Genomic DNA, 22,119 nt, shown 5'->3' with positions numbered 1-22,119 from the left:
CTTAAGGTCATGCCACTCATCAGAGCGTGTATCTCGCTCATCAAGATAGATGTGGAGCTTGATCTTCTCTGCTCCGGTCTCTGCATATTTACCTGTATGCTCTTCGCTGACGTCTGTCACGTCAAAGAAATCCAAGATACCATCTGGAAGCAGAAAGCTAGCCAGAGTCTTATAGTCGAATGTAGAAGTCTTCTTTCCCATGAGTGCAAAGGTAATGCTTTCTCATTGCATTCATCACACAGACAGACAAGAAAATCAACTACAAGCTATAGATTTAATCCACGGAATATTGAAACTGTGCCAATAATTCCCCACTTTTTCCGTTATAACTAAAAATTATAAAGTCATAAAAGACATGGGAAAGTCAAAAATACGGTTTTATGCCAAGATAACGACCCCTGACGGCCGTGAAATAACAAGACGTGTGGAAGAGGATATACCAGACGACCTCAACCCGCACGATCTTGATGAGTTTATGTCTTCATTTGACGATTATGAGCAGCATGTGCTGAAAGCTCGAAACGGAATATGTGAAGAGATTACTCAGGCCTGGTTAGAAGAGCAGGCTAAAAAGGGGGCCTGATTTTGGTGAAACTGAAAAAGTAGCGAAAACGTTAGATTGCGAGATTGGCGTTTTCTCGGCCGTAGTGGACAAAAAGTCCATAAAGGGTCTAAAACCTAAACAGCGGCTTCGTAGTACATCTTTCCGTAAGCTAAATCTACAGTTGGTAAGCAAGCTCAGCTATCGTGACACGACTGACGTGCTCAATGGCGTGCTTCACCGCGAGAAGCAGAATAGCGTCAAGACGTCCACACTGGAAGACCGGGTTGAATCGTTTGGGGATTCTGTAGTTTAACGCTTTTGGTTGACTACTTCGAGACTTATTTTTAATATCGGTTGACCCGTATGAAACTTATTTGTATATCTGGTTTACACCATTTGATCTTAATCACGTTTTTTGTTGACAGCATCTCTGAAGCAACAAAAAAATATTACGAAACAAGAGAGAGGGGAGCCGGGGCCCCTCCTCCTGCCCTCGTTCCGGTCTTGTCTATTAGCAAGACATGTTTATTGGGTCACCCCAAAGTTACGAACTTTTATTCATGCAACATCATTTTTGATGTAATTTTCTCTGTAGCTAACCTATTTTTTCTTCAGTTCCCCAGAACACAGTGTAGCCTCTGCCGGTGTCATCCAGTCAAGACTCATGTGCGGACGCTCATTATTATAGAAGTCAATGGCTGTTGCCACAGCTACTTTCACTTCTTCGATATTACAGAACTTCATGCCCATGAGCAGCTCGTTCTTTATGATTCCATTGACCCGCTCGGCTACAGCGTTGTCTTTTGGATCACCACATTCGGTCATGCTTATCTTAATACCCTTTGCCTTCAGTATGTCTGTATAGGCGAAACTTGCATACTGCACACCTCTGTCAGAGTGATGTATCAGGTCATATTGTTCATTCGGATCAAGTCTCTTTAAGGCCATCCTCAAAGCTTCGATGGTAAACTTTGCCTCTAAGGTCTCACCGACGCACCAGCCGACAATCTCCTTCGTATAGTAATCTGTAACGAGTGAGAGATAGCAGAACTTATACTCGTCGGTATCAGCATCCTCATAGATGACCATATACGTTATATCACTGACCCACAATTGATTAGAGTGTATAGGGATCAGAGCCTTAATCAGATTTGGATAAGTAGGAAGACTATGGTCTGAGTCTGTCGTCTTGGCTCTGCGCTTGCGCTTACGAACTTTTAAGCCATACTTCTCAAAAATGTCATAGAAACGGTTGTAACCTACTGCATGCTCATCACCGAAGGACTTCTTATACATCCGCCATAGTTTGCCTCCGCCGATTCCAGGATTCTTCTGACGTATCTTCTTGACATACTCTACCACGAAAGCTTCCTCGGCAAGCTTCCGCATCTGTGTGTCACCATGCTTGTAGAAGGCTTGTGTGCTTACACCAAGCAGCCCACAAAGAGATCGGACTGGATATGCCTTCTGATCTCTGTTGTGAAGCCTCCCGACTACTTGGTGCCAGCTTTTTTTAAGTCGATGCCGTAAGTCTCCTTGCCAAAAGCCACCATCTCTTCATAGAAGTCTGCGCGGAGTTTAGCCTGCTTTAGCTCACTGCGTAAGCGGGCATTCTCCTCTAACAACTTCTTGTAGTCCTCCGGAACAACGTCTTCTTTTGTCTTCTTGTTCTTCATATCTTCTGCCAATTGTGGGTTGTCTGCCTCAAAGGTACGAAGATAACGGGAGATAGTATACTTCCCCAAACCTGTTTTTTCCCGTAAAACAACGAAATTGGTTGGATATTTCTATTTTTTGGTTGGATATTTCCAATATTGCCATTTTATAGTTTATACCTTTGCATACCTGATAGAAGTTTATCAGATTCACAACAAATCCCTTTCCGTCAATCAAACATGGAATTGTAGCCTGTGTACCAAGGGCAACTCTGACAGTGCAAACTATGATAGTTCGGATGATTGCGGATATTTAAGAAAAAGGCTGTCAGCATGTCGAAATATACTGATAGTCCTGTTCATACTTACCAACTTTACATAATTTTCTAGTCGAAAGAACGATGTTACATAAACTATCTCTTATCATTGCCATGACGTGTATGACCGCCTATGCAAGGGCAGTTGACATCAAAGCCTGGCTCGGCCTGAAGACCCCGGGCAATCCTTCGGTGAGCTATTCTCTGACACCTGATGGAAATAAGCTCCTTGCCGGCGAGGCTTTACCTGTGGAAATCATGCAGAAAAAGGTGCAACAAGGCAACGGGACAGTGTTCTCTGTTACGATAAAAGCCAGGGAACCAGTGTATTTTAATCTGAACTTCGCGGCATCAACCGGTTTCGCCACGGACCATTGCGACTTCTATCTGCCGGGCTTCTGGTATCATAAAAACCTGCGTTCGCCCATCGAAGCCCCTTCTTTCAAGAGTTCCAAGAGCTGGAATTTCCGGGAAGACAGGCTCTCGGCACCGCTTTCAGGGATATATGACGACGCTACCCACCAGACTTTTACCGTAATGCGGAGGCTGGACCCGCCTCAAGAGGCACTCACACCTGCCATGGACGGAGAGGTAATCCTGTCGGGCAGTACTTCTTTAGGCTATCTCGGCTTCGACAACGAGACGGGCATTGCCGCCTTGACCTTTGGCTATCCCTATCAGGAATCGCCCAGACGCTATATCCGGAAACTCACTTTAGCTCCGGAGGTGGTTACCTTTGCCAAGCTGGATGCCGGTGAAAGCAAGACGGTTACATGGACGATCGCCGCCGGAAAGGCTGACAGCTATGGCGACTTCGTACGCCGGACATGGATAAAAACATTTGATGAAATGGGCGTAAAACCGATTGTCTCACCCTATACTGCCGACGAAGTGAAAGCACAGCTGTGCAGTTATTTCCGCAATTCGTTTGTAACCGGTTACCCCATCAAGTTCAATTCCGGGGAAAACATTTCCGTCGAGACCTGTAAATCCTACCCCACCTTTGCCGTAGGGTTTGTCGGCAGGTCGCTGCTCAACGCCTTCAACCAGCTGGAATATGGCTCTCTGCACCAGCAACCCGACCTCGTAAGGCAGGGGAACGAGGTGATCAGCAGCTTCGAGGCTCACGGATTCTCTGCCAAAGGGTATATGCACGATTTCATCAACTTCGAAAAGGGAATGCCCGGGAACGATGAGGTACACACCATCCGGCAGCAATCGGAAGGTATCTATGCCCTCCTGCATTATTTGATGTACGAACGGAAACAGGGCAGGACACATAAAGTACTGGAGAAAAAAATTCATCATTTACTCGACATCTTCGTATCTTTGCAGAAACCAGACGGCAGCTTCGCACGTAAATTCAATGAGGACGGAACCGACGTAGACGGCAGTGGAGGCAGTACTCCCTCGGCTACGGTGCCTCTCGTCATGGGCTACCACTACTTCAAAGACAAGCGATACCTGACCGCTGCCAGGCGTACTGTCGACTATCTGGAGCAGAGCATCATTGCCAGAAGTGACTATTTCTCATCGACGTTAGATGCCAACTGTGAGGATAAGGAGGCCGCCATTACCGCAGCAACAGCCACCTATTACATGGCTCTGGTCAGTTCCGGCAAGGAGCAACAGCGGTATATCGACCTCTGCAAGCGGGCAGCTTACTTTGCTGCATCATGGTATTACTTATGGGATGTACCCTTTGCACAAGGGCAGATGCTGGGCGATTTAGGTTTCAAGTCACGCGGATGGGGCAATGTCTCGGTAGAAAACAACCATATTGACGTGTTTGTTTTCGAGCTTTCCCACATCTTCAAATGGCTGGGGGAGAAGACTAATGAGCCTCGTTTTGTGCAGCTCGATAAGGTCATGACAAGCTCTCTTTGCCAGTTGCTGCCCACCCCCGGGCACTTATGCGGCATCGGAAAGCCGGGCTATTACCCCGAGGTAGTGCAGCATACCACATGGGATTACGGCCGGAACGGCAAGGGATTCTACAACAACATCTTTGCTCCGGGATGGACAATCGCCTCGTTATGGGAGCTGTACAGCCCCGAGAGAACGGAAAAATTCTTCCAGAGCAAGTAAAAAAACATACTGTCATATAACTTTCAGAGAACCTTCAAAATGAAAAGGAAAATATCTCTCGCACTTTTCTCAATGCTGATAGCCGGCGCAATAGCATCGGCACAGACTGCTTATACCAACCCCGTAATCGACAGCAGCGCCCCCGACCCCAGTGTGATAAGGGCAGACGACGGTACATTCTACCTGTATGCAACGGAAAACATACGCAACACACCGATATTCCACTCGGCCGATCTGGTGCACTGGAACCTCATCGGCACTGCTTTTACCGATGAGACACGTCCTAAATGGCTTCCCGACGGAGGTATCTGGGCACCGGACATCAACAAGGTAGGCGATGACTATGTCATGTATTACTCCAAATCCGTATGGGGAGGCATATGGGATGCAGGCATCGGAGTGGCTGTCAGCAGGAAGCCGGAGGGTCCTTTCGTGGACAAAGGCAACATCATCCAGAGCAGAGCCATCGGCGTCTGCAACAGCATCGACCCCTTCTACATAGAAGACCAGGGCAGGAAGTATCTTTTCTGGGGCTCGTTCCGGGGCATATTCGGGGCAGAACTTACCGCAGACGGCCTCCGCCTGAAAGCCGATGCCAAACCTGTCCAGATAGCAGGGACATTCATGGAAGCAACCTGCATCCACCGCCACGGGGGATATTACTACCTCTTCGGCTCGGCAGGTACCTGCTGTGAAGGCAACAAGAGCACCTACCACATCACCGTCGGGCGGTCGAAGAATCTCTTTGGTCCTTACGTCGACAAAGAAGGCAGGCCTTTAATGGAGAATCATTACGAAACCGTCCTGGCGGGAAACGCCGATGTAGCAGGCCCCGGACACAACGCCGAGATTGTCACTGACGATGAAGGACGCGACTATATCCTCTATCATGGAGTGAGAAAAGCCGACGACAACTCTTACAGGCTGGTGTATATGGATCGCATTGACTGGCAAGACGGTTGGCCGCATATCCTGGACAAAGCGCCGGCAAGAGTGGAAGAGAAGCCGCGTCTACATGCGGACTGGGGCATGACTAGGAGCGGTCTGAATCCTTCCGATTTTGAAATGAACATAGCAGGAAAGCAGACACACTTATATACGCTCACCAACAAGAAGGGCATGGAAGTGTGTCTTACCAACTTCGGCGCACGAATCGTGTCGCTCATGGTACCCGACAGGGAGGGCAGACTCCATGACGTGGTACTGGGATATGACAATATTGCAGAATATTCCGACTATAAGCACTTTGGAAGCGACTTCGGCGCAAGCATCGGACGTTATGCAAACCGCATTAATCAAGGACGCTTCAAAACAGGAAACGAGACCATCCAGCTTCCCCGGAACAACTATGGACATTGTCTGCATGGCGGGTTCACGGGCTGGCAGTACAAGGTTTATGACGGAAAGAAGCTCAACGAACACACAATACAGTTCAGACTTGTCTCTCCTGACAAGGACAACAACTTCCCGGGGACGGTAGAAGCCGCCGTTACCTATACTCTGACCGATGACAATGCCATCGACATACGCTACACAGCCACCACCGACAAGGAAACCGTCATCAACATGACGAACCATTCTTACTTCAACCTGAACGGGAAGCCAATGGCGGACGGCGAAGACCAGGTGCTCTATATCAACGCCGACAGCTACACTCCATCCGACACGACCTACATGACGACAGGCGAAATCCTGCCTGTCAAGGGAACCCCGATGGACTTCCGGCATCCTGCTCCCCTGTCAAAAGACATCAACAACCAGCTCTTCGACATGACGAAGAACGCCATGGGATTTGATCATAACTGGTGCCTGAACACTTACAAGCACGGAAAGGGCAACGACAAAGCTGTGGCAGCAAGCCTCTACAGTCCACAGACAGGCATCAGGCTGGAGGTGTTCACCGATGAGCCCGGCCTGCAGGTATATACCGGAAACTTCCTGGACGGCAGCTTTGCCGGCAAGCATGGCTACCGTTATCCGAGACATGCAAGCGTGTGCCTGGAAACGCAGCACTACCCTGACAGCCCCAACAAGCCACAGTGGCCATCGCCTTACCTGAAGCCGGGAGAGGTCTATCACAGTCATTGTGTGTATAAATTCTCTGCAAAGTAAGCAGGCCCGCTGTCCTTCACAAAAAACCGTCGAATAAACAACAAGCAAGGAGAACAGAGCGGAAAGGCGGGTGAAACCGCCTTTTTGGCTGAATATTTCTATTTTTTGGCTGGATATTTCCAATCCCGGTTGCGGATTATCTCTATCTTTGCACAAAACAACAGATGTACAACAATCTTTTAAAATGATAAAAAAATATGTATTTGCGGCCGTCCTTCTGTCCTGCACCGCTGCTGCACGGGCACAGAACGGCATCATTCGTCAAAGCGATATCGAAAAAGCCAAGTCTATTACCCGACAAATGACCCTGGAAGAGAAGATTTCCTACATATCAGGGTATAAGGACTTCTCCATCCACCCTGTCCCACGCCTCGGACTGCCGGAAGTGAAAATGGCCGACGGCCCTCAAGGCGTACGCAACAATGTAAAGAGCACCATGTATCCATGCGGGATTCTCACCGCGGCAACATGGAACAGAGCCTTGGCAAGACGCGTCGGCGAGAGCCTCGGGCGCGATTCCCGCCAGTACGGACTGGGGTTTATCCTCGGACCGGGTGTCAACATCTATCGTGCTCCTATGAGCGGACGGAACTTTGAGTACTTCGGAGAAGATCCGTATCTTGTCAGTGAAACTGCCAAAGCGTATATCCTCGGCGTACAATCGCAGGGGGTCATCGCCACAGTAAAGCACTTTGCCATGAACAACCAGGAGTGGAGCCGCCACGTCGTAAGTTCTGACGCCGACGAAAGGACCATCCAAGAGATTTACTTTCCCGCTTTCCGCAAGGCTGTCCAGGAAGCTCATGTAGGAGCGGTCATGAGCAGTTATAACCTTATCAACGGTGTTCATGCTACAGAAAACGCATGGCTCAACCGTGAAGTGCTGCGCAATCAGTGGGGCTTCAAGGGTATCCTGATGTCCGACTGGGTGTCGGTTTACTCCGGACCAATGGCCGTTCTCGGCGGTCTGGACCTCGAAATGCCCAGCGGGAAGTTCATGAATGCGAAGGAACTCCTGCCTGCCTTGAAGAACGGAATCATCAAAGAGAGCATGATTGACCGACAGGTGGAACACATCCTGCAGACCCTTTCATCATTCGGGCTCCTCGATGCACCCCGTGCAGCTGTTCCGACCGGAAAGGACATCGCCTCGTCAAAGGCCACGGCACTGGACGATGCCCGCGAAGGAATCGTGCTGCTGAAGAACGATGAGGGCGTGCTGCCACTAAAAGGCTCGGCAGTCGTCTTTGGACCCAACGCCGACAACCTTCCAAAAGGGGGCGGAAGCGGATTCGTAGAGCCTTACTCCAGCATCTCCGTATGGAAAGGCTTACAAGCCCTTAAGGGTAGGCAGGCTTCGCTTCTGTCAGAAAGTCAATACACCATGCCGCTTGCTCTTACCTTCAAAGCCACCTATTATGACAACAGGGACTTTGCCGGAGCAGCGGTAATAAGCCGCAACGAGAAGGGCATCAGCCACGACTGGGGCAACGACAGCCCCGGCGAAGGCATGCCAAAGGACCATTTCTCTGCACGCTGGACGGCCACTTATCAGCCCAAGACAGATGAAATCATCAGAATTTCCATGAATGGAGACGATGGCTACCGCTTCAAGATTGACGACAAAGAGGTGCTGGCCGACTGGCGGACACACGGCGTTACCTCAAAAGAAGCCTGTGTAAAGCTGGAAAAGGGAAAAACCTATCACCTCTGTGCAGAATACTTCGAGTGGGATCAAGGGGCTTCAGTTCATCTGGACATGGCAAAGCTAGACACAGAACTGATGAAAGGGAAACTGTCGAAAGCAGACAATGCCGTCGTGTGTGTAGGCTTCAACAGCGACTCTGAAGGCGAAGATTTCGACCGTCCTTTCGAACTAAGCACATGGCAGCAATACCTTATCAACATGGCAACGTCTAACTGCAAGAAGACCATCGTCGTTGTAAACAGCGGCGGCGGTATCCGTTTCAAGCCATGGATAGACAAGACCAAGGCTGTACTGATGGCCTGGTATCCCGGACAAGAGGGCGGACAGGCCGTTGCAGAAATCCTGACAGGCAAGGTGTCGCCCAGTGGAAAGCTCCCTATCAGCATCGAAGAGAAATGGGAAGACAACCCTGTCCACGACAGCTACTATGATGACAGGAACGTCGCCCACAAGCGCGTACTCTACTCGGAAGGCCTGTTCCTGGGCTACCGGGGCTACGACAGAACCGGCAAGAAGCCCCTTTTCCCGTTTGGATATGGATTAAGCTACTCTGCCTTTGCCTATAACGGGCTGCACGTTGAGAAGAAAGACAACAGCAAAGTAGCTGTGACCTTTACGGTGAAGAATGTCGGGAACAGGACAGCCGATGAGGTCTGCCAGCTTTACGTACATTGCGCGCAGAGCCGGGAACCGGTCCCTTACAAGGAACTGAAAGGCTACGAAAAGGTGAGACTGCAGCGGGGAGAAAGCAGACAAGTAACGATAGAACTCGATGAAAGCGCCTTTTCACACTATGACACCGATTCTCATCGTTTCATTGTCGTCCCGGGAGAATACGAAATACTTGTGGGGACATCGTCAGCCGACCTCTCTTTGAGAGCCAAGATCAACTTGTAAACATTTATTCAACCATAATGATTATGAAAAGAATTCTATTATTACTTACAGGATTTAGCCTTCTGTTACTCTCCTGTACCTCTCCTTTCAACAATGATGTACCGACGCCACCGGAAAAGACTACCTATAAGAACCCCGTTGTAGCAGGCAGTCTGCCCGACCCCACCGTTATAAGAGGCAAAGACGGAAACTTCTATGTATATGCTACGGAAGACACCTACAACGTGCCAATCATGGCCTCCAGCAACCTTGCCAGCTGGCATTATGTCGCAAGAGCGTTCACTGATGCCACACGGCCCAAGTTCGAACCTTCCGGTAATGTGTGGGCTCCGGACATCAATTACATTGACGGAAAATATGTAATGTACTATGCCATGTCATCTTGGGGAGGCATTCAGACCTGTGGAATAGGCGTTGCCGTAGCCGATGCCCCCGGCGGTCCGTTCACCGATCTGGGCAAGATGTTCAGAAGTAATGAGATCGGCGTAACCAATTCCATCGACCCTTCCTATTTTGAATACGATGGAAAGAAGTACCTCGTGTGGGGCAGCTTCCACGGGATCTATGCCGTCCAGCTCAAGGACGACGGCTTATCGGTCGTTGATGATGCCAAAGCGACGAAGATAAGACTGGCAGGAAGTGCTTTCGAGGCGCCTTATATACATAAGCATGGCGACTACTATTACCTCTTCGCATCATGGGGCAGCTGCTGCAATGGTGCGAAAAGCACTTATCGTGTAGTAGTAGGACGCTCAAAAGACATCTGGGGACCTTATGTAAACAAGGAGGGAGAAGGTATGTTATCGAACAACTTCTCGGTGGTAATAAGCCCTAACGACACCTTTGTCGGCAATGGTCATAATGCGGGGATCATACAAGATGATGCCGGCCAGGACTGGATTCTATACCACGGAATCGAGATTGGCAAGGAGAACGAAGGCCGTTTCCTGCTGCTCGACCAGTTAAAATGGGATGAGAACGGCTGGCCTTACATCGAAGGAGGCTCTCCTTCCACCACCGAACAACCTTTACCAGTATTCAATAAAAAACAGAAATAACTATGGTCCAAATATTAAAATTCCGCAAATACATGAGGAAATGCCTCGTAGCATCTCTCCTTGTCATACCCTGTCAGGTAAATGCACAGACGGCATTGAGCGTATCCGGTAGTGTGGCCGACACACATGGAGAGCCCTTAATAGGTGCAACCGTCCGGACTTCAGGCTCCTCTTCCGGCGTAATCACAGATATCGACGGACATTTTTCAATCAATGTAAAGAGCCTGAGAGATACCCTTTATGTAAGTTATATTGGTTATGAGGCGCAGCGTGAGCCCATCGCCGGTCGTAAAGTGCTTAACTTTACCTTGCAAGAAGATATGGGTAAACTGGGTGAAGTAATCGTTGTAGGATACGGAACTCAGAAAAAGGAATCGGTAGTAGGTGCTATTACCACCATCAATCCGGACCGGTTAAAGTCGGGGACATCACGTTCCCTCAGTAACAACCTGGCCGGTCAGGTGCCTGGTATCATAGCCGTACAACGGTCGGGAGAGCCCGGTTACGACAATTCTTCTTTCTGGATTCGTGGTATCAGCACCTTCCAGTCCAGTAGAAACCCACTCGTCTTAGTAGATGGTATTGAAAGAAGTCTGAACGATATAGATCCTAATGAGATTGAATCCTTCTCTGTTTTGAAGGATGCTGCTGCCAGTGCGGTGTATGGCGTACGTGGTGCGAATGGTGTTATCTTGATAAATACCAAGCGCGGACGAATTGGCAAACCTACTGTCAATGTTACTTTCGAGAGTGCTGTCACGCAACCTACCAAGCTGCCGGACTTTGTTAATGGCGCCAAGTACATGGAAGTGATGAACAGCATCGCTGCCGAGAGTGGCAAAAGACCAATCTATTCTGACGAGCAGATTTACAATACACGCTATCATCTGGACACAGATATATATCCGGACGTGAATTGGCTTGATGTTATTACAAAGGATTATGCATCGAATAACCATGCAACTATTGATGTAAATGGCGGTAGTGATATCATCAGATATTCTTTAGTGGGAGCTTATTATGGTGAGTCCGGCATCCTGGCACGCGACAAATCACAGTCGTGGGATTCTTCTTTACGGCTCCATCGCTATAATATGCGTTCGAATGTAGATATCAACATCACTCCTACTACGCTGCTGCGATTCAATATCGGAGGTTACTTACAGTCGCGCAGAGGTACTCCCGAGAGTATAGATGATATCTTTAATCAAGCTTTCACCATTACTCCTATCGCACATCCGGCGCAGTATTCCAATGGAAAGTTTGCCCGTGTAGTATATCGTGAGAATCCTTATGTTCTCGCAACACAGCGTGGCTACAGGACAATGAACTCCAGCAAGATAGAGTCATTGTTTGCTTTAGAACAGGATCTGAAGTTCATTACTCCGGGACTGAAGTTTAAAGGCACCTTCTCTTTTGACAGTTACTCATCCAATTACGTAACACGAGCCAAGTGGCCGGATATGTATAACCCTGCTGTAGGCCGTAATGCCGTAACCGGAGAACTCGAGATGGGAGCTTTAGATACCGAAGGACAAGACTATCTGGGCTATGAAAAGGGAGCCGATTGGGGCAATAAAAGCACTTACTTGGAGTTCAACTTCAGTTATAACAGAACCTTTGCCGAAAAGCATACAGTAGACGCGATGTTCATGGGGAACTGGAGGAACTACGACGATGGTAGCAAACAGCCCTACCGTAACCAGGGTTTTGCAGGACGGTTCTCTTACAATTATGCTTCTAAATACATTGCAGAGTTCAACTTCGGGTACAATGGCTCTGAGAACTTTGCCAAGGGAAAGCGTTACGGCTTCTTCCCTTCTGTAGCCGCAGGATGGATTATCAGTGAGGAAAAATTCATGCAAAAGCTCCGCCCGGTATTGTCTAAAGCCAAGATAAGAGTATCATATGGTCTGGCCGGCAACAGTTCTCTGGATGGCCGACGCTTTGCCTATCTCTCTGAGATCTCTACCACCGATGCCTATGAATTCGGTTACAACAAGGAGTGGTCGATAAAAGGAAAGTGGGAAGGGGCCATAGGTGTTCCTGAACTTACATGGGAAACCGTCCATAAAACAGATGCCGGACTTGAGCTGGGATTCTTTAATGACGCCCTGCAAGTGCAGTTCGATTATTTCAAAGAGCAACGCCGGGACATCTTCATGAAGCGTTCTAACTACCCCGCCTCGGCCGGATTCTCAGAAGCTCCATGGGCAAATATCGGAAAAGTGGACAACAATGGTTTCGAGGCCTACCTCACATTGAACAAGCAGCTGACCCGTGACTTCTTCCTTTCGGCACAGGCTAACGTTACCTATGCCAAGAATAAGATTCTTGAAAATGACGAGGCGATCAGCAAAAGGGGAACCTACCGCAGTACGATAGGACGCTCGGTAGGTCAGTTAGAAGGCTTGGTAGCAGAGCGGCTGTTCACTAACGACGACTTTATCGACCCGGACAAGGGCATCTTGAAGCCGGGTGTTCCTATACAGTCATACACCTCTACTGTACGTCCCGGTGATATCAAGTACAGAGATTTGAATGCCGATGGTGTCATCGATGCCCTCGATATCACTGCTATTGGTGGAACAACCGATCCACGATTGATTTACGGTTTCGGTGTTAATCTTGTCTATAAGTACTTCGATTTAGGCATGCTTTTCCAGGGAAACGGCTGCACATGGCAGATTATCGGCCGTTCGCAGGACTTCCTCCCAGGTGGAGGAAACTCGGCAACGGGTAACATCCTCTCGAATGTTGATGACCGGTGGACAGTAGACAAACCTTCACAGAATGTTTTTTATCCACGTTTGACAGCCGGACCTAACGCCAACAACTCTCAAGCATCCACCTGGTGGCTAAAAGATATGAGCATGTTGCGGATGAAAGAGATAGAGATAGGCTATTCATTACCTAAGAATCTCATTGCGGAAATTTATCTGAGCAAAGCCCGCCTCTACCTCCGCGGCACCAATCTGCTCACCTTCTCCAAGTTCAAACTATGGGATCCAGAGGTAACATCAAGCAACAGCAACGGCTTACGCTACCCTATTATGAAGTCATTCTCTATGGGCATCGAAATAGCTTTCTAACATTATAAATTTATATGAAAAATTTTCTCACGAAGGCATTCATTGCCTCATCCATCATATTCAGTTTAGGTTCATGTACCGACTATCTGGACAGAGAACCAGACGATTACGAAACCTTGGAAAAGGTGTTTAGCGATAAATCGGAGGTAGAAAGCTGGCTAAGTGCTATCTATTCCGGTATCGTAGAAAACTATGCCTCCTGTATGAGGGGCTTTGACAGTATGGCCGACGACATCGCTCCATCCATCGGATGGGAGGCTTATGGATGGCCAGTTATCGGGTATCAGAAGGGAAGCTTTGATCCGACGACCGATTGGGAGTACCGTGGGGCATACTGGTACACCCTTCCCCGTAGGACAAGGTCGGCTTATACTCTCCTTAACCGTATCCACAGCCTCCCTGAGCAAGGCCTGAACGATCAGGAAGTGGAGTACATGAAGAACGAGGCCAAGTTCCTTATTGCCTACAACAACTACTGCCGGCTAACGGTATGGGGTGCTGTTCCGGTGCAGGAGGGTACCGCCAATCTAGAGTCTGACTCTCTGATGATCGGTCAGACACCGTTCGACGATGTGGTCAGGGACACCGAAGCCAAACTTCTTGAGGCTGCAAAGGTGCTTCCTCCTTTTTATACTGATGCGAAGAAGTACGGCCGTGCTACCTCTATCATGTGCTATGCCATCCGCGCAAGACTGCTGCTGTTTGCAGCAAGCCCGCTCGTTAACGGCAACAGCGACTATTCTAACTACCGCAACAACAAGGGGCAGCTTATCTTCAACCCTACCTATGACCCTGCGAAATGGGAGAAGGCGGCCAAGGCATGCAAGGAGCTGATCGACCTGGCTGCAGCCAATGGGCACGGACTTTACAAGGAATATAACAGCGACGGCACGATAGATCCATACATGTCGTTCCAGAACATGCTCTTCGTTACCGCCAATCGTGGTAATAATGAGATACTGTTCCCTCGTGCATGGGTGAATTCCGACAGCTACGATGAGCACGCCCAGCCCCGTGGAACAGCCGGCAACGGCGGCCTGGGGGTCAGCCAGACTCTCGTCGACGCGTTCTATATGAAGAATGGACTGGCACCTATCAAGGGGTATAATGCCGACGGCTCGCCTATCATCAACACTGCTTCCGGCTATACAGAGACAGGCTTCTCGGAAGCTGATGACAAAGAAAAGACCAAATGGATAGAAGGTGCTCCTGACGGATCTGTCAAGAATGCCACCAATGTCATCACCCAGGCAGGCACCTTCAATATGTATTGCAACCGCGAGCCACGCTTCTATATCACCGTTCTCTACAACGGAGCATGGTTCAGGAGAGAGGGAAGAAACACCCAGTTCTACTCTGGCGGCTATGACGGTGGCCCTACCCACGATGCTCCTTCCTACGGATATCTTGTAAGAAAGAAGGTGTCTCCGGATGTGGATCCACGCCAGAAAGTACGCCCTTACCGTCCGGGAGTGCTCTACAGGATGGGCGATGCCTACCTGGACTATGCCGAGGCACTCAACGAAAGTGACCCCGGCAACCCTGACATCGTGAAGTATCTCAATCTTATTCGTGAGCGTGCGGGTATCCCACAGTATGGGACAGGTGAGGGATATATCCCTGTTCCTGGCAATCAGGAGGAAATGCGCGAGGCTATTCATCACGAAAGAAGAGTAGAACTGGCCTGCGAAAACGGAACCAGATGGTTTGATTTAAGACGTTGGAAGGAAGCCGAGAAGCAACTGACCGGCACTTTCTACGGTATGAACTTCGCCGGGACACTGAACAGCGACAATAAGTCTAATCCTAAATCATACTTCGTAAGGACTCCTGTCATGACCCGTTCTTTCTCCAAGAAGAACTATTGGATGCCCATTCCGCAGGACGACATAGACAAGAATCCGAACTTACGCCAGCTTCCGGGTTGGAATTGACAACGAAACTATTACTGACATGAAAATTAAAAAATTATCTTTAGCATGGGTATCTGCCATCCTCATGATGCTGGGAATGGCCGGTTGCAACGACGAAGCCGCAATCCCCATCCCTCCGGATATCCACACGGTGAAGCTTAGCAGCCATTACTTTGCCACAGCAGTAGATGAAGAACTTAGCATAACGCCCAGGTTCAACAACCCTGAAACGTTCGCGAAAGGCTTCTCATGGACTAATTCAGACCCCACCGTAGCCTCTATTGCCGTCGATCCCCAGACCCTGGTCTGCAAGGTTACGACCTTGAAAGTAGGTACGACTGTCCTCAGAATAACATCGGAAGACGGCTCTTTGAAAGACAGCTGTATTGTGGATGTCAATAAACAGTCATATACACTTAAGGCACCTGTCTATATCAATCTCTTTGGCAATGCCGATGCTCCTTGGAACAACCTGGGAAGCTACTCGGAAGGAGCAGGGCTCAACGAGATGAAAGACATCAACGGCAACCCTACCTGGGTAAACATCAAGATCACCAGTGCCTTCAACTGGGGCGAGAATGATGGCGATCCGGAAGAGACAATAGAAGACGGGAGACTGATAACGCTGCCCAATGCCGTGTCCGGAAGTGCCTTCAAGAACGACAGGAAAGCCGATACAGGCGTATTCGAAATCAGCGGACTGAGCTACAAACAAAGCTATCATCTCGCATTCTTTGCGAGCAAACGCTTTTGGGGAGATGTCTGTTCGGCCAAGATTACAGCAGCAGGAGACAACCGGGCGACAATAACCTTGCTGACAAAGAAAACCTCTTCCGACCCGGGAGACACGGGAGCGGCAGTTCCGAAAGGTACGGCCATCGGCGGGACACCTGCCGAAGACAACACCTTCATACGCTACGGAAAGATGAAGATAACCCCCGACGGAAGCGGGAAAATCATCATTACCGTTACCGGTGGAGAAGGAGGAAACCAGCCGGACGGCACAAGCTTCATCAACGCCATCCTCATTTCGCCTGTCGAATAACTTCTTTCAAAAACATAGATTCAAATCTGCAGACCGGACAGGCTGCCCTGATTGCAGGGCGGCCTGTTTTTCTTTTTCTTGAATTTATATAAAGAAAAAACATTATCTTTGCAGTCTAATCACCGTTACCGCCATGCTTAAAAAGGTCACATTCCTTGTCTGTATATTGCTTCTAGAGCTCTGCCCCGCTTCGGCACAGACCGATTACGCTTTCAAACACATCGATACAAACGACGGACTGTCGCAAAGCACGGTGTATTCTATCCTCCAGGACCGAACCGGATTTATCTGGATGGGGACGAAAGTGGGGCTGTGCCGATACGACGGGAGCTTCTTCAAGGTGTACAGCCATAACAATTCCAAACTGGGAAGCGACTTCATCACCTCGCTCTACCAGTCGGAGGACGGCCTGATATGGGTGGGAACCGACCAGGGGGTATGGCTCTACACACCCTCGGCTGACTCCTTCCGCCCTCTCAAGGCCATCAGTAACCGAAAGAATCGGATAACAGGAAATGTAAATTTCATCGCCGGACACCAAGGGAGAATCTACATTGGGGTGAACGAGCAAGGCCTCTTTGTCTATGACTTAAAGACAAAACGGTTACAGAACTACATCTTTTTGAACCACCCGAACATTGCCTCCATCGGCTTCAGCACTGGCAACAGGGTGTGGCTTGGCTTTTATGGGGGCGGGCTTTGGTACACTTCTCCCCAGTTCCGAAGCCTTACACCCTTTACAGCAAACGGCCGCCAGCCCTTTAAGGGGTGTATCGTTTCGGCCATTCAGGAGGTGAATCCCACGATGATTTTCGTGGGAACAGACAAGCACGGACTAAGCATCATCAACCCGAGACAGGCTTCCGCTACCGATGTAAAGGCCAGGGAGAACGGCTACGACATCTTTGTTAGGGCACTGTCGGTGAAGGGCAACGAGGTGTGGGCGGCCAGCGAGCAGGGACTTTACGTTTACAACATAACGACAAAAGCGCTGCATCACTACACCAACGATGCCTCCGACCCCTTCTCCCTGTCGGACAACCCGCTGTATTGCCTGCTCCACGACCGCGGAAACGGTATGTGGATAGGCTCTTACTTTGGCGGGGTAAACTATGTGTCGCTGTCCGCCCCGCCCTTTGCCCGTATTCTTCCATCGCCCGCGGAAGGCAGACTGCATGGACGAAGGGTGCGCGAAATGGTACAGGATGCCGACGGACAGCTATGGATCGGTACAGAAGACGGAGGCCTGAACTGCATGAACATGGCCACCGGCAGGATCACCCATATACCCGAAAGCATGGCTTTTCCCAATGTGCACGGTTTATGTGTGCGTGGGAACGAGCTGTGGGCGGGCACCTTTGCCACGGGGCTGAAGGTGATAAATACCCATACGCACAGGGTCATCAAGAGCTTCCAGGCCGATGGAAAGCCGGGGGCCTTGCACGACAACACCATCTTCAGCATCGCCATGTCGCCCCGGAAGGAACTGTATTTCGGCACGATCCGCGGACTATGCCGCCTCAACGGAAGCAACGGGCACTTTGAATACGACGGCAACATCCCCCCTGTGCTCATCAACAAGGTGAAGTTCGACCACCTCGGCAACCTATGGGTGGCTACGCAGAACAATGGCGTTTATCTTAAAACGGGCACTGCCCGCCGCTGGATTCATTTCACCCGCAGCCACATCGGGGGCTATACGCTGGGCAAAGCCGTAGGACTGTACGAAGACAGAAACGGCAATATGTGGATCATGACACTGGGAAACGGGCTCTTTTCCTACACCCCCCGCACCGGGAAGATACGGAAAGTGTCGCTGGAAGGCTATGGAACGGCCGAGCCGGTGGTGCTCGACCTCGTAGAGGACCGGGACGGATTCCTCTGGATGTCGACCCTGAGCGGTATCCTGAGGTACGATGCCGGCACAAGGCAGTCGCAGCTGTTCTCTGCTCAGGTGACGATGCTCGACAACCAGCTCAATGTCTCTTCGGCCGCTGTCGACCGAAAAGGCGACATCTACTTCGGGTCGTACAATGGCATCGTGAAGTTCTCTCCCGGTGCCTTCAAACGGCATTACCCCACGCCAAGGCTCATTGCGACGGACCTGATCGTGAATAATACCGATGTAGACAACCACACTTCCGGCAGCCCTCTGAGCCGGAACATTTCCTATACGAAGGAGATAGAACTGGCATACAATCAGAATTCCTTCTCCCTGCGTGTCGTCCCGCTGGCCTATGAGCAGCTGCAGAAATATCAGATGGAGTATATTCTGGAAGGATTTACCGATACGTGGCGGCCTGTCAGAGTAGATTATCGCATCGGATTCGACAACCTCCCGGCTGGTAAATACTTGCTTCGCGTAAGAATCAAGAACAGCAAAGGAGAGTGGGATGCCCGGGAATACAGCCTGAAAGTGGTGGTAAAGCCCCATCCTTTGCTCTCGTTCTGGGCAAAGCTGTTTTATCTTCTCTGCGCCTGCGCAATGACTTACTTCACGGTCCGCTATCTTTACAGGCGCAACAGGCGCAAACACAAGCAGGCAATGGACAAGCTGGAGCAGGAGAAAGAAAGGGAACTCTATGAGAGTAAGATTAATTTCTTCACTCATGTGGCACACGAAATACGTACCCCCCTTACCCTCATCAAAGGCCCGCTGGAGCATATCATCAAACAGGAAAGGGTGAAAGACGCCCAGACCAAGGAGGATCTGCATATCATGTCGAGGAATACCGAACGGCTGAACGAGCTTATCAACCAGCTGCTGGACTTCAGAAAAGCCGAACGAGACGGACTGAAACTGAACTTCGAGCACTGTGACATCCCGCAATTAGTCGATAAAACATATCGACGCTTCCTGTCGTTGATCCGGGAAAAGAACATCGATGCCACGCTGTCTGTCCGCGATGCGGGCCTTATGGCTTATGTTGATCAGGAGTGTTTCACGAAGATCATCAGTAATTTGCTTAGCAATGCCGTAAAATATTGTGCTTCCCGGATATCCATTCTCATAGAGTCGACCCCGGACAACACGTTCTCTGTCATCATCAGCAATGATGGAAATATCATTTCGAAAAATCTTCGAAGCAGGATTTTCGAACCCTTCTTCAGGGTAGAAAACCATCAGCAGACAGCACAGACCGGAACGGGAATAGGGCTGGCACTGGCCAAAAACCTGGCCGAACTGCACAAAGGAACACTCACCATGGATGAGAACGGCCATCTGAACGTGTTCCGCCTCACCCTCCCTCTGAACCAGACAGACTATATCCCGTTATCTACAGAGTCAGGCCTCACCAATATGGACGAAGCCGAACCCAGGAAACCGGGACGTCCTTTGCTGCTGTTAGTAGATGACAATGCCGAGATGTTGAAATACGAAAAACGCACATTGCAGGATTATTACGACATCGTCCTGGCGGCCAACGGACAGGAAGCGCTCTCCGTGCTGGAGCGGGAAAAAGTGAGCCTGGTGGTCACCGATGTGATGATGGCACCCATCAATGGCTTTGAGCTGTGCCGGAACATCAAGAAAGATGTAAACTACAGCCACACGCCTGTTATCCTCCTCACCGCTGCCACACTGGATTTGGCACGGATGGAGGGAATGGAAAGCGGTGCCGACGCCTATATAGAGAAGCCTTTCTCTATGGAATTCCTCATCAATACCATCACCAATCTGCTGCGGTCGCGCGAAGAAATAAAGCGTACCTATGCCGGCTCACCTTTCGTCTCGTCAGATTCCGTGGCGAAAAGCAATGTCGACAAGGAGTTCCTGGAACGGCTGCGAAGTGTGATGCAACGGCACATGAGCAACAGCGAGTTCAATGTCGACCAGCTCGCCTCCGACATGAACATGAGCCGCTCCAACCTGAACCGGAAGGTGAGGGGGACACTTAACGTATCTCCCAATACCTATATCCGCATTGAACGGCTGAAATATGCTGCCCAGTTACTGAAGGCCGGCGACTGCAAAATCAACGAAGTGTGCTACAAAGTAGGCTTCAACAACTCCGGCTACTTCACCAAATGCTTCTATGCCCAGTTCGGAATCCTGCCCAAAGACTTCATCAAATCCAGCTGACTTTCTACCGAATAGGAAAACGAAGGACATAAAAGGAGAAAGATGTCAACGTTTTTTCTTTCTTGCCACGATGATGATATAGCCGAGCAGTATCAGGAAAGCGAAGAGAATACAAAGCATCGGAGCAGTATACTTCTCCGGCTCTATCCATATTTCCTTGAAAAAGTTGACACGTCCGAGAATCTCCACCGGCGTCCAGAACACGATGACCGTAGCAATGGCCATGCGGATATTAGCTCCCCAAGTGGCAAGCAACAGCTCCCGCCTGAACATGAACACGGACCCGACGAGACACCCGAAGCCTACAAGGAAAGTTATCGGACTATGGTCGCCGATGAAACGCGGATCGTAACAGAACATCAGCGCCAGATAGCTCGTCCAGAGAATCATGTTCAGCTCCATGAAGGTGACGATGGAGACATGACGCGTCATCGGGCGTGCGGCTATCTCTGTCCTGCGCTTGCCGAAAAGACAACACTGCCACCAGTTGATGAAGTTACACCCTGTACGCGTACAGAAGATGTAAAGTGTCATCACCATCATCCACAGTCCGAAGGTGGCGGGCATGACGAGATACTCGGGGCGCGTGACGACAACCCCGTTGACGACCTCCGGCTGCGTGCCGTAACGCGTGGCATAATACTGGAAGAGAAACTCCACCCAACCGGTCCAGAAGAATAAGCCACCAAAGAGGCCGAAGAGGGTCTGCTTCGTGTCGCCTTTGACAAACACGCCGGCAATAACAATAATAAAGCCGACAAGGCCTATCAGGAATCCCGCATAATGGACTGCCACGGGAGACATCGTCTTGTCCATGATCATCATCAGCGCGTGCCCCAGGGGCATGGTAAAGAGGACAAGAAGAAACGATGCGATCGTCTTGCCCCAGTAATATGTGTGTTTCATCATTTCAGTTCATCAAGATAATAACTCATCTGACCGCCACTGTCATCTATCGCCGAATTGGTATTGTACCAGCTCACAACCATCAGCTTATAATAATGTCTCCCGTCAGCAGTCCGGATGCAATAAGTGTGCTGTGAGGGCGTATATTCCATCGGAGGTCCGCTCAGCGCGATGGCTTTGTCAAGCAACGGGTTTCCCGAGGAGCGTGTCTGCCGGATGCCGCTGTTGGGATCAAACCACGGATTCTCGTCAAAGTTAAGGTTGTGCTTGCCTAAATAGCGGTACCAGTCGGCCTGTGAATAGGTGATGTAGATACTATCGTCTACCACAAACTGTACATCGGGAGGTATCTGTGACGCGGTCTGCCACTTGTCATAATTGGCATAGCCGAGATCGCAGGCCCCACCCTCCCCCGGCCCGCTGGTGCCACCGTTCGTACGGAAATGGTAACCGCACACGGCAAAGTCCCAGTCGGTACGCGTGATCTGCTCGCCTTCCTTGATCTGCTGGTTGGGAGCCGTGGCGTTGAACATCTCGCCCGTACGAAGGTTAAAATAAAGCCAGTCGTTGGTGACCCCTGTGCTGTAGCCCGTCACCCGCGGCAGTATCTTGCCCGAGAACTCATCGGCATCGTACTCATAACAAGATACGAGCAGAAGCATGATGAAAGGGCAAAGTAAAACTATTTTCTTCATAATTT

General features: G+C 50.0%; 12 protein-coding genes and 2 pseudogenes. 9 read left to right on the top strand and 5 right to left on the bottom strand.

From position 1 onward, the window contains the following. A pseudogene (locus tag PREMU_RS15315) lies at positions 1–201 on the bottom strand (ISAon1 family transposase N-terminal region protein); the annotation flags it as partial. 154 nt (positions 202–355) lie between these two features. On the opposite strand from PREMU_RS15315, the gene PREMU_RS12170 reads away from it, so the two are divergent. Then, positions 356–583, top strand: coding sequence for a hypothetical protein (locus PREMU_RS12170; RefSeq protein WP_007574821.1), 228 nt, complete (start codon positions 356–358; stop codon positions 581–583). 561 nt (positions 584–1,144) lie between these two features. Here PREMU_RS12170 and PREMU_RS12165 read toward each other — a convergent pair. Both PREMU_RS12165 and PREMU_RS12160 read right to left on the bottom strand, forming a co-directional pair. Then, a pseudogene (locus PREMU_RS12165) lies at positions 1,145–2,020 on the bottom strand (IS3 family transposase); the annotation flags it as partial. A gap of 17 nt (positions 2,021–2,037) precedes the next feature. Beyond that, complete coding sequence (locus tag PREMU_RS12160) at positions 2,038–2,289, bottom strand: hypothetical protein (RefSeq protein ID WP_007575723.1); 252 nt, start codon at positions 2,287–2,289, stop codon at positions 2,038–2,040. Between the two features lie 311 nt (positions 2,290–2,600). On the opposite strand from PREMU_RS12160, the gene PREMU_RS12155 reads away from it, so the two are divergent. The 8 genes from PREMU_RS12155 (at position 2,601) to PREMU_RS12120 (ending at position 20,513) form a co-directional block, all read left to right on the top strand. Then, positions 2,601–4,604, top strand: a complete 2,004-nt coding sequence (locus PREMU_RS12155; RefSeq protein WP_007575721.1) for a hypothetical protein — start codon at positions 2,601–2,603, stop codon at positions 4,602–4,604. Positions 4,605–4,643: 39 nt separating this feature from the next. After that, positions 4,644–6,716 carry a galactose-1-epimerase gene (locus PREMU_RS12150; protein ID WP_007575719.1) on the top strand — a complete coding sequence of 691 codons (2,073 nt, stop codon included), beginning with the start codon at positions 4,644–4,646 and terminating at the stop codon, positions 6,714–6,716. A 184-nt stretch (positions 6,717–6,900) separates the two neighbouring features. After that, a complete protein-coding gene (locus PREMU_RS12145) occupies positions 6,901–9,321 on the top strand; it encodes a beta-glucosidase (RefSeq protein WP_007575717.1) in 2,421 nt (806 codons plus the stop codon). 23 nt (positions 9,322–9,344) lie between these two features. Next, positions 9,345–10,379 (top strand): family 43 glycosylhydrolase, encoded by a 1,035-nt coding sequence (locus tag PREMU_RS12140; RefSeq protein WP_007575715.1) that lies wholly within the window; start codon positions 9,345–9,347, stop codon positions 10,377–10,379. 2 nt (positions 10,380–10,381) lie between these two features. Further along, positions 10,382–13,471 (top strand): SusC/RagA family TonB-linked outer membrane protein, encoded by a 3,090-nt coding sequence (locus PREMU_RS12135; protein ID WP_007575713.1) that lies wholly within the window; start codon positions 10,382–10,384, stop codon positions 13,469–13,471. A gap of 14 nt (positions 13,472–13,485) precedes the next feature. Continuing rightward, complete coding sequence (locus tag PREMU_RS12130; RefSeq protein WP_007575712.1) at positions 13,486–15,405, top strand: RagB/SusD family nutrient uptake outer membrane protein; 1,920 nt, start codon at positions 13,486–13,488, stop codon at positions 15,403–15,405. A gap of 19 nt (positions 15,406–15,424) precedes the next feature. Further along, positions 15,425–16,429, top strand: coding sequence for a hypothetical protein (locus PREMU_RS12125; RefSeq protein WP_007575710.1), 1,005 nt, complete (start codon positions 15,425–15,427; stop codon positions 16,427–16,429). Between the two features lie 133 nt (positions 16,430–16,562). After that, positions 16,563–20,513, top strand: a complete 3,951-nt coding sequence (locus tag PREMU_RS12120; protein ID WP_007575708.1) for a hybrid sensor histidine kinase/response regulator — start codon at positions 16,563–16,565, stop codon at positions 20,511–20,513. Positions 20,514–20,558: 45 nt separating this feature from the next. Here the strand turns inward: PREMU_RS12120 and PREMU_RS12115 are convergent, their stop codons facing one another. Continuing rightward, entirely contained in the window at positions 20,559–21,422 is an 864-nt protein-coding gene (locus PREMU_RS12115; RefSeq protein ID WP_007575706.1) for a hypothetical protein, read from the bottom strand. After that, positions 21,419–22,114, bottom strand: coding sequence for an HmuY family protein (locus tag PREMU_RS12110; protein WP_007575704.1), 696 nt, complete (start codon positions 22,112–22,114; stop codon positions 21,419–21,421). The genes PREMU_RS12115 and PREMU_RS12110 overlap by 4 nt, the downstream gene beginning before the upstream one ends. Positions 22,115–22,119 lie beyond the last annotated feature (5 nt).

The organism is Hallella multisaccharivorax DSM 17128 (genome assembly GCF_000218235.1).
Taxonomy (GTDB): Bacteria; Bacteroidota; Bacteroidia; order Bacteroidales; family Bacteroidaceae; genus Prevotella; species Prevotella multisaccharivorax.
Note: the sequence above shows the minus strand (reverse complement) of the source record. Positions and strands in the feature narration are given on the sequence as shown.